Origin of the sequence: Roseburia porci (assembly GCF_009695765.1) — a bacterium.
In the GTDB taxonomy this organism is placed as follows: Bacteria; Bacillota; Clostridia; order Lachnospirales; family Lachnospiraceae; genus Roseburia; species Roseburia porci.
The window spans coordinates 73,187-88,538 of record NZ_VUNI01000006.1 but is presented as its reverse complement, the minus strand read 5'-3'; the positions used below and the strand labels follow the sequence as shown (position 1 = coordinate 88,538).

Genomic DNA, 15,352 nt, shown 5'->3' with positions numbered 1-15,352 from the left:
TATCGATATTATAACGGATTTCCAGAGAAAAAACAATTATGGCAGTACATGCAAAAACTCGTCTGCAATATTAAGTGCGTGATCTCCGATCCTCTCAAAATCTGTAAGCATTTCTGACAGAAGCAGATTTCCTTCAAACGAACACTGGCTGTTTTTCATCCGTTCAAACATATGACTTCGATATAGTCCGGTTATATCATCAATCTTCTGTTCAAGCGCCGCAATCCGACTGTGCCATTGCACAAGATCCGACTGCGGATGCTTTAACTTTTCAAACAGTTCATCACATGTTTTCTGAAGATGGCATACCTCTTTTCTCTCTTCCTCTGTATAGATAAGTCCCATTCGTTCATTCATTTTATAATACTCTGCAATATTCATTGCATGATCGCTGATCCGTTCTATGTTAGAACTTATTGTGTAGCACGAATTTAAGACCTGACTTCCCAATTTTGTATTTTCATGAGGAAAAGCCATTGTTATAAATTTTGAGATATCTTTATTCAGTTCATCGACCTGTTCTTCTCTTTGTTCAATCTGCTGAAACACGTTACGGTCACACTGAAGAAAAACATCATAGGAACTATGTACATTCTGTTCCGCAAGAAACAGCATATCTTCCAGTTTTCTTTTGGTTTCTTCCAGTGTAATAGATGCCATTCCGAGCACATCGCTGTTTTTCGTCTGTAAATGACCGATCTGTCCTTGCACCGGTTCTCCTGTTTTCGGATCGGGAAGAATATGCTGCGCCAGCTTTGTAAGTGCTGTTCCAAACGGAAGCAGGATCAAAGTTGTTGTCACATTGAACATGGTATGCAAATTGGCGATCTGCTTCGGTGCACTTTCTGTCATTCCCTGCAAAACCGGAATGAGTGGTGTTGTTATACATAAGATCGTAAAAATAATCGTTCCAATCACGTTAAATGTAATATGGATAATCGTTGTTCTCTTTGCATTCCGGTTTGCTCCAAGAGCCGCAAGAAATGCCGTAATGCATGTTCCGATATTCTGCCCAAACAAAATAAAAGCGGCACTGTCCAACGTAACGATTCCGCTTCCCGCAAGAGCCTGTAAAATTCCTACCGACGCAGATGAAGACTGGATAATTGCTGTAAAAATCGTTCCTGCAAGAATTCCGAGAATCGGATTGCTAAATTTGGTCAGAAGGCTGATAAAACTCTGCGATTGTGCGAGCGGTTCCATCGAACTTCCCATCATATCCATACCGATGAACAGGATTCCTAGTCCTGCCAGAATACTGCCAACATAACCAATCTTTTCTTTTTTCGAAAAAATAATCAAAATTACTCCTATGAAAGCAATGATTGGTGCAACTGCGCCTGCGTCAAGTGCAATCAGCTGTCCCGTGATTGTTGTTCCAATGTTTGCTCCCATGATGATCCATACTGCCTGATTCAGAGTCATCATTCCGGCATTGACAAAGCCTACGACCATGACCGTTGTTGCAGAAGATGACTGGATTACTGCTGCATCTTATTCCCAGCAGCATTTTCGAGTCCCTGACTCATCATCTGCATTCCATATAAAAACAGTGCGAGTCCTCCAAGAAGTCCCATAATATTTGTGAGTGACATTTTGTTTTTACCTTCATTTCATATATGTTCTGTTTCGTAGTGCCAAAACAAATTATATATGCCGTCCAGTAAAAAATCAGTAAAGAAAACACATCATCTCTCTTCTCATGATTCGATTGTGCTTACATTTTTTCTATATATGATAACAAAATAAATAATCTCCGGAATTGCTGTAATTACCCATGAAACTCCATACAGCAGATAAAGAGCCCGCGTTGTGTGATATACGGCAAAAACCGTATAGATCCAGACAATACGAAATACACAGGATCCAAGTATCATCACAATCGTCGGAAATACTGTTTTTCCAAGTGCTCTGGTGGCTGCAGTCGTACAATCCATGAATGCAGAAATGCAATATGCAAGTCCCATAACCATAAGCCGCTCCATTCCGGCTTCAATTACTGCCTCGTCATTGGCAAACAGGGAAAGGAACTGATGCCCGAACAGTACGAGAAGAAGTCCCACCACAAGTCCGACCATAAAAGAATAGAACAGACAGATCAGATAACTCTTTTTCACACGATCCTTTTTCCGCGCTCCAAGATTCTGCCCCATAAAACTGCCACAGACCGTATAAAAAGCAGCCATAATATCATAGACCAGGTTATCAGCATTCGCCGCAGCCGAATTACCTGCAACTACAGTTGCGCTGAATGTATTTACTCCGGTCTGCACAAACAGATTGGCCACGCTGTAGATCATATACTGAAACGCAGACGGTACACCGATCTGCAGAATTCTTTTCGCCTTTGAGCCCGTAAGCTTCATCTCAGTCATCTGAAGTCTGCACATTCCTTCTCCCCGGAACAGATCCTTTAAGAGAAGTCCTGCTGATAAGTACTGTGAGATCGCACTTGCAGCTGCGACGCCGCATACATCGATCTTTAACACGATTACAAAAAACAGATTTAAGATAACATTCACTACGCCTGCAATCGACAAATATACCAACGGTTTTCTTGTGTTACCTGCCGCACTGAATACTGCATTACCGAAATTATAAAGCGCCACTGCCGGCATTCCAAGAAAATACACATGCAGATATGCCACTGCACCCTCGATCAGCTCTTCTTTCGTATTCAGAAGTGTCAGCAGATCCCTTGCAAAAAACATTCCAAATGCCAGTAACAGAATTCCTGCGATCAGACTGATGATTGCAGCTGTATGAATTGTTTCTGAAACATCCTTTTTTGATCTGGAGCCAATCGCCAGCGCTGTCAGAACATTAATTCCTCCCCCCATTCCAAGAGGAACTGCCAGAAACAGCGTAAGCAGTATCGATGTTGAACCTACCGATCCGAGTGCATATGCACCCGCAAATTTTCCTACAACAGCGATATCCGAAATATTAAAAAGTACCTGAAGCAGATTGGAAAACATAAGCGGAAGGCTTAATAATAAAATCTGCTTTCCCAGTACACCCGTTGTTAAATCATTTGTTTTGTTACTCATCTAACTTTCTCATCTACGCAAAGCTCAGCCTTCAACCGTATCAAGCACCTGCTCCAGCTTATGAAGTCTCTGTTCAAACTGCTCGTAGAAGTCCTTTTTCTCATCGTATTCCGTAAAATATAATCCCTGCAGCATGACCATGTTCAGCTGCTGCAGTTGTTCTGGTGTTTCACCGTCTGCCAGTGCGTTTTGTACAAATTTCTGAAACCTTTTTGTAAAATAATGCCATCTGGTCAGAAATTCCTCATGTCTTTTTAATTCTGGAATTCCAAGCCATTTGTTGATCTTAACTTTGGCTTTTCCTGCTCTGGGACAACCGCCCTCTACAACAAAATAACGGAAATGACCGTTTTCATAATTTCTGCCAAGCGGAAACAGTCTGCAAAGTCCTGGACGAAATGCATGTACCTTGCATCTTCCCTCTTCATTTAAAAACCCACAGCACTGTCGCTCTCCTGTCATTTTCAGATTTGGAAGAATCATTCCCTCCTGTACGTTCAGTTCTGCATATTTCGTAAGAAGTGTCTGAAAATCCAGCTTTAAATGCACACACAGTTCCCGCACATCATATGGATTTAAAATGATCGTATCGCCCATTCCTTCACAACAGGCAGAACAGCCCCTGCAATCATCGCAGGCAATCCTTGCCATATCTGAAGAATCATATAATTTCAATTCTTTTTCCTGCATTACAAATATCTCCGTAAAATCTCTTCATTCATGGAAAATGGGTAGTTTTTCAATTTTGCCGGATTCTCAAGAATGGCTTTCATATCGCTGTCCCATAACTCTTCCGTAATCTGAAGTTCACCGATCAGACCTCTCAGATAATCCTCAAATTCTTTCAAATCTGAAAATCCGAGAAGCGAAAGAACCTCTTCCACTTCCTTCTGATTCTCATAATTGCGAAGGAATCCAGGCAAAAAGAAACCAACTGCCTTTCCGTGCGGAATTCCCATCTCATAGGTCACCGGATAGCTCAGGCCATGCGGAAGACTCGTTCCCGTATGTGCGATCGCCATTCCCGCAACCATTGACGCATGCATGAATGTCTCATAATCCTCGTCGGAAAGCTGTTCTGCTCCGGAAGCAAGTGCCCCTTTTCTGCTTCCCCAGATCCGCAATCCCTCCGCAGAATACATGCGGTTGTATGCATTGGAATTGGTGTTGAGATAAGACTCGATCAGATGTGCCAGCGCATCCACACAAGTGCTGACCATATTCGCATGCGAAGATGTCTTTAAATATCCATAATCAATAAATGCTACTTCGGCAAACAACTTATGCGCAATCGATTTCTTGGTATGTTTGCTGTGCAGTGTCAGGATTGCATACTGTGTAACCTCTGATCCTGTTCCTGATGTTGTCGGAACTGCTGCTACCGGATATGCTTCCATTGGTGTATTCTCATATAACCGTTTCTCTGCATCCGCGATTGCCTCCGGATTTTTTGTTAAAAGCGAGATTGCCTTTGCTGCATCCATCGGTGAACCTCCGCCGATTGCCACAAAAAAGTCAACCTGTTCCTCTACTGCATTCTGTGCTGCTTTTGCAACTGTTTCCACCGATGGATTCTCCTCAATGTCATCAAAGATAACATAATTTTGTCCGTTATATTGTAAGGCATTCTCCACATCCTGAAGTGATCCATTGACCCTACTGGAATGCTTTCCGGTCACAATCATCGCCTTTGTTCCAAGCCTTTTTAATTCCCCTTTGTTTTCCATAACGCTGCCACGTCCACAAAAAACTTTTGTTGGCATATATAGTCTCATCTGCCCCACTCCTTTTCATTGTTTCCATTCATAAACACTTGCCAATATACCACCATTTTTCGGTTTCTACAATACTTTAAAATGCAAAATAACTCTGCATTCTGCCCACCGGCAATCCTACAGAGTTATCTTATTTTGCATCGTATTATTTTATTGTAACTGTCACTGTATCCTGAACATCCTGCAAAGATTTTGCAATATAAATCTGATATTCACCAGGTTCCACAACGAACGCTTTTTCCTTTACATCATAATAGGTAAAGGCACGTCTCGTCAGCGGTATCTGTACCACTTTACTTTCTCCCGGTGCAAGTTCCACTTTATCAAAGCCCCGCAGTTCCTTTACCGCCCGGTCGATCTTAGAATCTTTCATGCCAACATAGACCTGAACGATTTCTTTTCCGGTTCTGTCCCCGGTATTGGTTACCGTCACTTCTGTAATCACAGCCACTTCATCAAGCGGATCTGACTTTTCTGATCTGCCTTTTGCAGCAAGCATATATGCTTTTACATCCGAATAATCAAATGTTGTATAGCTGAGTCCGTGTCCAAAACAGAACTGAACCGGGACGTTATATTTCTCGTAATAACGGTATCCAACATAAATGCCATCGTTATAGGTCATCGTTGTATGTGCATTCATGTGTTTCTTTTCCTCTTCCGTAAGTGGTCTGCCCGGATATTCTCCAAGGGCAACTGCTCCGCAATCCTCCATGCAATATGGCATAGACTCCGGAAGTTTACCGGAAGGATTCACGCGTCCGAACAATACATCCGTCAGAACATTTCCAGCTTCCATTCCACAATACCACTGCCATACGATTGCCTTGGCTTTATCTTTCCATTTGCCCATGGAAACTGCGTTACCAGCCATCATTACAATGACTGTATTGGGATTTACCGCAAGTACCTCCTCGATCAGCTGATCCTGATCATATGGAAGCTCCATATTATCGCGGTCAAAACCTTCTACATCATAGTCGTGGTTCAGACCTGCAACAAGAATTACCTCTTTCGCCTCGCGTGCCAGTGCAACTGCCTCTTTGCGAAGTTCTTCTCTTTTCTGAAGTACCTCTTCACTGACTTTTTTTCGCTCTGCAAGTACTGCATCCTGGTCCAGATTCTCATCTGTACTCTTTTCCTGCCAGCTTTCTTCACTTTCTTCTTTTGGAGATACGTAATAACCTCTTGCATAAGTTACTTTCGTATTACCGCCCAGCTGACTCTTTAATCCCATTAACGGAGAGATTTCATAAAGCGCCTTGATCTCTGCACTTCCGCCTCCAAGAGCATGCAGTCGTTCTGCATTATCTCCGATTACAAGGAGCTCTTTCATTCCCTCTGCTTTGAGTGGAAGCCTGTGTTCCTCATTCTTCAAGAGCACAAAAGATTCTTCTGCTGCTTTACGCACCGTATCACGATGCTCTGCGGTATTGTAACAGCCGGATTTACGTGTTAAATTCTCTGCTGCATCTAACATCTTCAGGCGGAACATCATAAGAAGAAGATGACGGACTTTTTCATCAATATCTTTCTCGGATGCTTTTCCTTCTTTTACAGCTTCGATCAACGGATCTGCAAGAATATATTGATCAAAATCATAGGTTACCGACATCTCCAGGTCAAGCGGGCTCTTTGCCGCTGCTTCCGTATTATGGACTGCGCCCCAGTCAGATACGATCATTCCGTCATATCCCCACTCCTTGCGCAGGATATCGCCAAGCAGTGCTTCGCTTTCACAGCAATGTACTCCACGGAACAGATTATAAGCACCCATCAGCGAATAACTGTGTCCTTTTTTTACGGCTGCTTCAAATCCCGGAAGATAGATCTCTCTGAGCGCACGCTCATCAATCTCAACATTCACCCATAAACGTTCTGTTTCCTGGTTATTTAATGCAAAATGCTTTACACATGCTGCGACATCACTTTCCTGAATTCCTTCGATTAACGGTACCACAAGTTCTGAGATCAGATATGGGTCTTCACTCATATACTCGAAATTTCTTCCGTTTGCCGGAATTCTTTTAATGTTGATTCCCGGTCCTAAAATAATGTCTTTTCCTCGTCCACGGGCTTCTTCTCCCATTACACGACCAGACTCATATGCAATTTTGCGGTTCCATGTTGCAGCAATTGCACTATTACTTGGGCAGTATGTCACGTAATCGTCGGAATTACCTACCGGAATCCAGTTTGCCTTCGGGAACTCCTGACGAACCCCCATGGGTCCGTCAGACATATGCACTGCCGGTATTCCAAGGCGTTTCACTTCGCCGGAATAAAACAGCGCATCTCCATGAATCATGGCAACTTTTTCTTCAAGAGTCAGATTTCCGATCAGCTCCTCGATCTGCCTGTTCATTTCCTGTATCTGCATAATTCACTCCTGTTTTACTTTATTCCTTAAACTTCAACACTGATCGCATTCTTGCACTCTGACAGGAATGTGCTGTTTCCTTCTGTACTTAATACAGTTCCATCCGCACTCTTTGCCTGACAGTTTACAAGCTCTACGCGATATGGTTTCTTTGCATCAGTCTTGACTACGATCTTATTGCCATTTCTGGTAACTTCAGCTGTGAAGTCCAGTTCTCCTGCCATATTGTAAATCTCTGTCTTTGCAGTTTTTCCATCTTCCAGGGCAAATACGCGAAGCAGAACATCATCTGCATAGTCGTATTCCGGATTATCATCGCATGCTCCAATAGCCACGATAGAATTTGGACGTACCATAAGAGGGATATCACAATATCCATATTCGCCGGTATACCATTTACCGCATTCCTGTTCTTCTCCGGTAAAGAAGTTTGTCCAGATCTCTTTCTTTCCGTCTTCGGAAACCGGCAGGTAATATTCACCAATACTGTTCTCGTTAAAGATCGGTGCAACTAACAGGTTATCACCGAGCATGTACTGACGATCAAGATACTGGCACATACGATCGTTTGTATACTCAAGCACCATACTTCTCATGGATGGTACTCCAAGTGTATGAGCCTGAACCGCTGTTTTGTAAAGATATGGCATCAGTTTTGCTTTGAGTCTTGTGAAGAATCTTACAACATCCACAGCTTCCTCATCATAAGCCCAAGGTACACGGTAAGAAGTGCTTCCATGCAGTCTGCTGTGTGAGGACAGAAGTCCGAATGCACACCATCTCTTATATACATCCGGTGTGGAGGTACTCTCAAATCCTCCGATGTCATGACTCCAGAAGCCAAATCCGGACATCTGAAGTGAAAGTCCTCCACGAAGGCTTTCTTCCATGGATTCATAATCTGACCAGCAGTCACCGCCCCAGTGTACCGGGAATTTCTGTCCGCCAACGGTTGCAGAACGTGCAAACAGGACTGCCTGTCCTTTTCCTTTTTTGCGCTCGAGGAGATCAAACACGGTCTTATTATACAGATATGTATAGTAATTATGCATTTTCTCCGGGTCCATTCCATTGTAATATACACAATCTGTAGGAATTCTCTCACCAAAGTCTGTCTTGAAGCAATCAACACCCATGTCAATCAGAACTTCCAGTTTATCCTGGAACCATTTGCAGGCTACTGGGTTTGTGAAATCCACGATAGCCATACCAGGCTGCCACATATCCCACTGCCATACAGATCCATCCGGTCTCTTTAAGAGATATCCATTCTCCATACCTTCTTTGAATAATGGAGACTCCTGTCCGATATAGGAATTGATCCATACGCAGATCTTAAGTCCTTTTGCTTTAATGCGTTTCAGCATTCCTGCCGGGTCCGGGAATACTCTTGAATCCCATGTAAAATCTGACCAGTGGAAATCTTTCATCCAGAAGCAGTCAAAATGGAATACTTTCATTGGAATTCCACGATCTAACATTCCGTCAATAAAACTCATGACCGTCTCTTCATCATAATTGGTCGTAAATGATGTAGATAACCACAATCCGAATGTCCAAGGTGCCGGAAGTGCCGGTTTTCCTGTGAGATCGGTATAACGTCTCAGTACGTCTTTCATCTTTGGTCCATTGATAAAGAAGTAATCCAGGCTCTCTCCTGGAACTGAGAATTCAGCTTTTGTTACAGCTTCTGTAGCCAGCTCCATGGATACACGATCTGTATGGTTTACAAAAATCCCATATCCTTTATTGGAAATATAGAATGGGATATTCTTATAAGACTGATCGGTAGAAGTACCGCCATCTTCATTCCAGATATCGATTGACTGTCCGTTCTTTACAAATGGACCGAACTGCTCTCCTGCTCCGTATAATAATTCTCCGACTCCGATGGAAAGCTGCTGACGCATATATGCATCATTATCATAACTTGATACATACGCATCCCCTTTCCAGTTGGTTTTCATGTATGCAAGATCACGACCACTGCTGGAGCACATTTTCTCCTCACCATTGTAGTATGTCATAGACCAGTTCTCTTTTGTGATCACAAGCTTTGCATTTCCACTGTGAATTACAATTTGGGAATCACTGTCCTCCACGTCTACTTTTGCATTCTCATCAATGTTTAATTCAAATTTCGGGCTCTTATCCAGCACTCCAAGATAATGGGATGTCTTAACACGGATCACCTCCGGCATTGGTGTTGTAATCTCAATTGTGAGATTGGCACCTCCCAAAGTATCTCCTCTGTGTGCGATCTTGTGTGTCGGAGCACATAAAGTTACCTTTGAATCTTCAATTTTTGTAAAATAAACCTCCGCTGGTGAAAAACATGCAGTTCCTTCCTTCTGCAGCCAGCAACCATTACTGAATTTCATATATACCTCCTTATCTGATGTCAGTGACTATCACTGAATTGTAACCATCATAACCATTTCATTTTCCACAGTATACCGAACTTTCTATCTGAATCATACCACAAGAATTCTACTTCTGATACCCATCTTTTTTGACAATTTATATCAGATTTTTCTGGTAAAATAGCTCAAAAAATCTGCGTATCTGTTCTGTTTTATATATGATATAATAACAAGAACGTTAGTGACTATTTAGATATGGAGTATTGATATCATGTTTCAGAAATTCAGACATTCGCTGGCTGTTCCTAAAATCAAACGTCAGATCAATCTTATATTCTTTTTATCTTCCATTATTCCGATTTGTATCTTCGGTCTGTTTGCAATCTTTAATGCACGTAATCAGATGCTTCGTCAATATGAGTCCCAACTGGAGACAGATGCACTCCGCGTCAATTCTACGCTGTTTGACCTTACGACCACAATCCGTATCAGTACCGCCAATATTCTTGACAATGAAAGTTACTGGAATCTGTTTAACGAGACATACACAGAAAATTTTGCCGGCTCTTATCAGAGTCTTGTGAATTATCTCCATACCTTCCGGAATAATACTGCTGCAATTTCTTCTGTCTGCATGTACACAGATAATCCAAGCATTCCGGAAGATGAAGATCACAGTATCCGGGTTATGACAGATGGGTTTGATTCCGAACCATGGTATCAGTATCTGGAATCCTCCGCCTATAACACGTGGACCTGTGCACCTTATGAAGATCGTTTTGGCAACACGACCTATGAACTGACCCTTGTGGAAAAGATTGTTCTGAAAAACAGTCCATACAACGCATATCTTGTCACCAGACTGGACAGCAACTATATCCGCAACCGGCTCCTGACCGGAGAAAACCTGATTATGGCTTCCGTGGATAGCGGTAAGGTGTTCTTCTCTTCCAACCGCTCCTGGATCTGGAAAGAAATGCCTTACTCATCCAATTTTCACGACTGGAATTATAAATATACCGGTCCCGTAACGATCGATGACACCTCTCTTCTTACCTCTATCGTTACCTTCCATCCTTACCAGACCGATAACCGGTTCTACATTCTGGTAAGTGACAAAAATGCATATAACAACATTAATCAGATTACTGTGATCTATCTGGTTATTCTGCTGTTTGCAACACTGGTTCCAACACTTTTGATTTTCCTGTTTTCTTCCTACTTCAGCGGAAGAATCCAGGTATTAAAGCATGCCATGCATCAGGCCAGCCTTGGCGACTACAATATTATTGATAACTTTCGCGGTGATGATGAGCTGACAGATACTTTCCGGGATCTGAAAACAACCGTACACCAGATTCATGAGAAAGAATCCCGTTTTTATGAATCACAGCTCAATGAGCAGCAGCTTATCAATACACAGCAGCAGATGGAATTCAAAATGCTTGCCAGTCAGATCAATCCGCACTTTCTGTATAATACGTTAGAAACCATCCGTATGCAGGCAATCGCAAGCAATAACCGCGACGTTGCTGATTCCATTAACCTTCTTGGAAAAACAATGCACTATGTCCTCGAAAATACAGGAACCAACTCAACAACGATTGCCAAGGAGCTTACACACGTAATTACCTACTTAAAGATCCAGAAGCTCCGTTTTGGGGATCGCGTAAATTACGAAATCCATGTTCCACCGTATCTCAACCTTGAACAGTTCCGCATACTTCCGCTGCTGCTTCAGCCGATCGTAGAAAACGCAATTGTCCATGGTCTTGAGGGCGTAACCCAGAATGGTCTGGTAAGTATCAATTTTATATTAGAAGAACCGAATCTCTATATCACAATTCATGATAACGGGGAAGGTATGGATGAAGCATCCATCGAACAGTTACGTGAACATATTTATGAGAAAAACAATCACTCCTCGGTGTCCATCGGTCTTCGGAATATTGACCACCGGCTCCGGTTGTTGTATGGTGACGAATATGGTCTGTCGATTGAAAGTGAACTCCACAGCGGAACAACACTGACGCTGACCTTACCGCTCAGTCAGATTATTGACCCGGATGCGCTTTCTGATATACTAATGTTACGTGAAGAATATTTAGAACAGGACATCGAATCCGACGAATAGAATTTATGCTTAAAAGGGGAAGAACCAATGGAACACACTATGATCAATGTACTTCTTGTTGATGACGAAGCCATTGTACGGGAAGGAATCAAACATTTAATCGACTGGAATAATCTTGGCTTCTGTATTTGTGGAGAAGCCTCAAACGGAGAAGAAGCCATCGAAAAGATCAAAAAATATCAGCCCGGTCTTGTACTTTTAGATATCCGTATGCCAAAATTGTACGGAACTGATCTGATCGCCAAAGTACGTGAAGACGGATTTACCGGTGATTTTATCATTTTAAGCGGATACTCTGATTTTCAGTATGCACAGACAGCACTTCATTATGGTGCTGCATTCTATCTGACCAAGCCAATCGATGAAGAAGAACTGATCGATGCGGTTTTGTCCGTCAAAAAAAGAATTGAAACGAGAATGAACCAGAAATTCTCGATGAACCAGTATCTCAGAAAAGCAAAACTTACCGTATTCCACGATCTGCTTCTCGGCAAAGAATTTAACGACTCCATCAATTATATGGAACTCGGACTTACTGCGCCAATCTATCAGGTCGTTATGTATGAAGGCTACACGCCATTCTACCAGTCCTATAATTTTGCTGATATCCTGCGGGTAACCAATCAGGGAAATGACTCTTTTGAGCATGTGGTCATTGACAATTCCAATGTCATACTTTTAAAAGGGAATTTTGCTCTGGACCGTTTTAATTCCTGCTTAAAATATTATTCGAACGGAACCGAGAAAAACTCTCCGCTGGACACCATTTTTCTGACTTATGGACCATCTGTATCCACATTATCACAGATCCATTCATCCTATGAGGTCTGCAAACAACTGATGGACCGGCGTTTCTTCTGTTCCGAAAACCAGCATGTACTGTCCTATGAGATGCTTCCATCCACACCCGAGCAGATGCTCTCACTGACTCCGGAAGCAGCCAATGCCTACAGCGAACGACTGATGAACTACATCCAGTCGTTCAACCGTAAGATGATCTCTCACGAACTGGAAACGCTGAGGGATGAACTGTTCCATTGTCAGGATAATGTTATGAGCATGAAGCATTTTCTTGCAGATATTTTCCTTCAGATCAAACAGATGACTTTACATCTGTTCCCGAATGCGGACATTCCTTTTGCCCATAACTCGGCAATCATCGAATTGATTGAGAACAAATATTATCTGTATGAAATTCTTCTGTATTTTTCAGAGCAGTTTGATATGATCATCCGTGCCATTGGAAATAATTCCAGTGAAAGCGTATTTGACGATATTTTATTCTATATCAACCATAATTACCAGAAACCGTTAAAGCTTGAGTCTCTGGCACCGCTGTTTGGTTACAACAGTTCTTATCTGGGAAAACTTTTCTCTCAGAAGACCGGTTTATCTTTTAACAGTTATCTGGATGAGATCCGCGTTACAGAGGCTTCCAAGCTTCTTATAGACACTTCCATGAAAGTCTATGAGATTTCGGCACAGGTCGGTTACAAAAACGTGGATTATTTCCATCAGAAATTCAAAAAACTTAAAAATGTAAGCCCTGCGGAATACCGCAGGACTTACTCGAAATAGTTATTTTTCTTCACGTAAAATTGCAACATCCTTGCCCGGAAGCACCATTTCCTGCTCGTGATAATTTTTTCCGGTAATAATATCTTTATAATTGCCGGAAAGTGATATCTTTTTGCTCTCATCCGCATGGTTCATAACAAACAGATACCGTCCTTTTTCATTCTCACGGCTGGTCACTTCAACCATTTCCGGAGTCTTTAATACCGGTGTAACCCCAGCGTCTTCACAGATCTCAGTAAGCAGTTTCTGATAAAACGCTTCACTGGATGCTGTTCCAATATAATATGCTTTTCCTTTTCCAAAAGAATTTACTGTAGCTGCCGGAGATCCTGCGTAAAAGTCCTTTTCATACTCAGAAAGTGACTTTGCTCCCTCTGTATGGATGATATCGCACAAAAGTTTTGCCGGATATTTCTCACCTTCATAGGTAAACTCGTTCTCCTCTCCGTTTGGAAGCGCATCGATCTCTTCCACCCAGATTCCCATGATATCGCGAAGTTTTCCCGGATAACCTCCAAGTGTGACAAGATCATTTTCCTGCACGATACCGCTAAAGAAAGTAGTCACAAAGGTTCCTCCGTTTCTGGTGTAGGAACGGATTTTTTCATCATAATCACCTTTCACCATATAAAGAACCGGTGCGATCACGATTGCATAAGGTTCCAGGGCATCGTCCATGCCAATAATGTCCACATCATAGTTCATCTTGCGGAGCGATTCGTAATAACGCCCAAACTCTGTCAGATAACGAAGCTCACAGCTTGGTCCTGCAGAATATTCGATTGACCACCAGTTATCCCAGTCAAAAAGAAGTCCGATCTTGGCTTTGGTACGGCTTCCCAGAGTCAGATCTCCAATCTCCTCCAGTTCTTTTCCAAGGGCAGCAATCTCACGAAATACTCTCGTATTCTCATTGCCAACATGATCGATGACTGCTCCATGATATTTCTCACATGCGCCGATGCTTCTGCGCATCTGGAAGAACATAATGGTGTCAGCTCCATGTGCAACTGCCTGATAACTCCAGAGTCTCATAACCCCGGGTCTTTTTAATGCATTATAGGACAGCCAGTTCGTAACACTCGGTGTCTGTTCCATAAGTGCAAACGGTTTTCCCTGTTTTACACCTCTCATCAGATCGTGATCCATTGCAATCTTTGCATAGGAATCATCATTTGCCGGATAGTTATCCCAGGAAACAAAGTCCATATATTTTGCCCATTTCTGATAATCAAGCGGCTTGTAAAATCCCATCAGATTGGTCGTAATCTGAACATCCGGCGTAATCTCCTTGATCGCATTATACTCATCCTTATAACGTTCCAGCATGGAATCTGACATAAATCTGCGGTAATCCAGAGAAATCCCCTGGAACATCGTTCTTTCATAAGCAAAATGTTCACTTCTGAGATCTGGAAGAACGATCTCATCCCAGTCATAGAATGTGTGTCCCCAGAATGTTGTGTTCCATGCCTTATTTAATGCTTCCAGCGTACCGTATTTTTCTTTCAGCCAGACACGGAATGCTTTCTCACAATTATCGCAGAAACATTCACCTCCAAATTCATTGGAAATATGCCATGCAACAACGTTATCGTAATCTTTGTATCTCTCTGCAAGTTTTCTTGCCAGTCTCACTGAGAATTTCTTATAAGTAGGGCTGTTTGGACAGGAGTTATGGCGTCCTCCAAATTTCCGCTTCATTCCACCAAATTCCGTTCTTAAAATATCCGGATATTTTCTGGCCATCCATGCCGGATGTGCGCCTGTGGAAGTTGCCAGACAGACATAAAGCCCATTTTCCTTCACCATGTCCATGATCTTATCTAAAAGACTGAAATCATATACATCATCATCTTTCTGCAGGAGTGCCCAGCTGAATACGTTTAAGGTTACGATATCAATTCCGGCAAGTTTAAACATCCGCATATCTTCTTTCCATACGTCCTCACTCCATTGCTCCGGATTGTAATCTCCACCGTAAACCATTTTGGAAATTTTATCACATTCGATCATATCTTTCTCCTATCCGTTGTAAGGAAAAAGCGCCGGCAGTCCAAGCCACCGGCGTT

General features: G+C 42.4%; 8 protein-coding genes and 1 pseudogene. 2 read left to right on the top strand and 7 right to left on the bottom strand.

Features of this window, described 5'->3' with window-relative positions; all coding sequences use genetic code 11:
* Positions 1–36 precede the first annotated feature (36 nt).
* The 6 genes and pseudogenes from FYJ75_RS05305 to yicI all read right to left on the bottom strand — a co-directional run bounded on the left by FYJ75_RS05305 (position 37) and on the right by yicI (position 9,586).
* Positions 37–1,595: pseudogene (locus tag FYJ75_RS05305) on the bottom strand (Na/Pi cotransporter family protein).
* 105 nt (positions 1,596–1,700) lie between these two features.
* Positions 1,701–3,050 (bottom strand): MATE family efflux transporter, encoded by a 1,350-nt coding sequence (locus tag FYJ75_RS05300; RefSeq protein WP_154429421.1) that lies wholly within the window; start codon positions 3,048–3,050, stop codon positions 1,701–1,703.
* A 24-nt stretch (positions 3,051–3,074) separates the two neighbouring features.
* Positions 3,075–3,740: a YkgJ family cysteine cluster protein gene (locus FYJ75_RS05295; protein WP_154429420.1), complete on the bottom strand. Its 666-nt coding sequence runs from the start codon at positions 3,738–3,740 to the stop codon at positions 3,075–3,077.
* Positions 3,740–4,813, bottom strand: a complete 1,074-nt coding sequence (locus tag FYJ75_RS05290) for an iron-containing alcohol dehydrogenase family protein (protein ID WP_235907016.1) — start codon at positions 4,811–4,813, stop codon at positions 3,740–3,742. Before FYJ75_RS05290 ends, FYJ75_RS05295 begins: the two co-directional genes overlap by 1 nt.
* Positions 4,814–4,970: 157 nt before the next feature.
* A complete protein-coding gene (locus tag FYJ75_RS05285) occupies positions 4,971–7,205 on the bottom strand; it encodes a glycoside hydrolase family 3 C-terminal domain-containing protein (protein ID WP_235907015.1) in 2,235 nt (744 codons plus the stop codon).
* A 26-nt stretch (positions 7,206–7,231) separates the two neighbouring features.
* A complete protein-coding gene (gene yicI, locus FYJ75_RS05280) occupies positions 7,232–9,586 on the bottom strand; it encodes an alpha-xylosidase (RefSeq protein WP_154429418.1) in 2,355 nt (784 codons plus the stop codon).
* 253 nt (positions 9,587–9,839) lie between these two features.
* On the opposite strand from yicI, the gene FYJ75_RS05275 reads away from it, so the two are divergent.
* Together FYJ75_RS05275 and FYJ75_RS05270 are read left to right on the top strand one after the other, a co-directional pair.
* Positions 9,840–11,702 (top strand): sensor histidine kinase, encoded by a 1,863-nt coding sequence (locus tag FYJ75_RS05275; protein ID WP_154429417.1) that lies wholly within the window; start codon positions 9,840–9,842, stop codon positions 11,700–11,702.
* Between the two features lie 27 nt (positions 11,703–11,729).
* Complete coding sequence (locus tag FYJ75_RS05270) at positions 11,730–13,280, top strand: response regulator transcription factor (RefSeq protein ID WP_235907014.1); 1,551 nt, start codon at positions 11,730–11,732, stop codon at positions 13,278–13,280.
* Here the strand turns inward: FYJ75_RS05270 and FYJ75_RS05265 are convergent, their stop codons facing one another.
* Positions 13,281–15,296, bottom strand: a complete 2,016-nt coding sequence (locus tag FYJ75_RS05265; RefSeq protein WP_154429416.1) for a beta-galactosidase — start codon at positions 15,294–15,296, stop codon at positions 13,281–13,283.
* Positions 15,297–15,352 lie beyond the last annotated feature (56 nt).

Bases quoted from the DNA above. Each gene is read 5' to 3' on its own strand.
- FYJ75_RS05275 (WP_154429417.1), top strand. From the start codon at position 9,840: ATGTTTCAGAAATTCAGACATTCGCTGGCTGTTCCTAAAATCAAACGT.
- FYJ75_RS05290 (WP_235907016.1), bottom strand. From the start codon at position 4,813: ATGCCAACAAAAGTTTTTTGTGGACGTGGCAGCGTTATGGAAAACAAA.
- FYJ75_RS05285 (WP_235907015.1), bottom strand. From the start codon at position 7,205: ATGCAGATACAGGAAATGAACAGGCAGATCGAGGAGCTGATCGGAAAT.
- FYJ75_RS05300 (WP_154429421.1), bottom strand. From the start codon at position 3,050: ATGAGTAACAAAACAAATGATTTAACAACGGGTGTACTGGGAAAGCAG.
- yicI (WP_154429418.1), bottom strand. From the start codon at position 9,586: ATGAAATTCAGTAATGGTTGCTGGCTGCAGAAGGAAGGAACTGCATGT.
- FYJ75_RS05265 (WP_154429416.1), bottom strand. From the start codon at position 15,296: ATGATCGAATGTGATAAAATTTCCAAAATGGTTTACGGTGGAGATTAC.
- FYJ75_RS05270 (WP_235907014.1), top strand. From the start codon at position 11,730: ATGGAACACACTATGATCAATGTACTTCTTGTTGATGACGAAGCCATT.
- FYJ75_RS05295 (WP_154429420.1), bottom strand. From the start codon at position 3,740: ATGCAGGAAAAAGAATTGAAATTATATGATTCTTCAGATATGGCAAGG.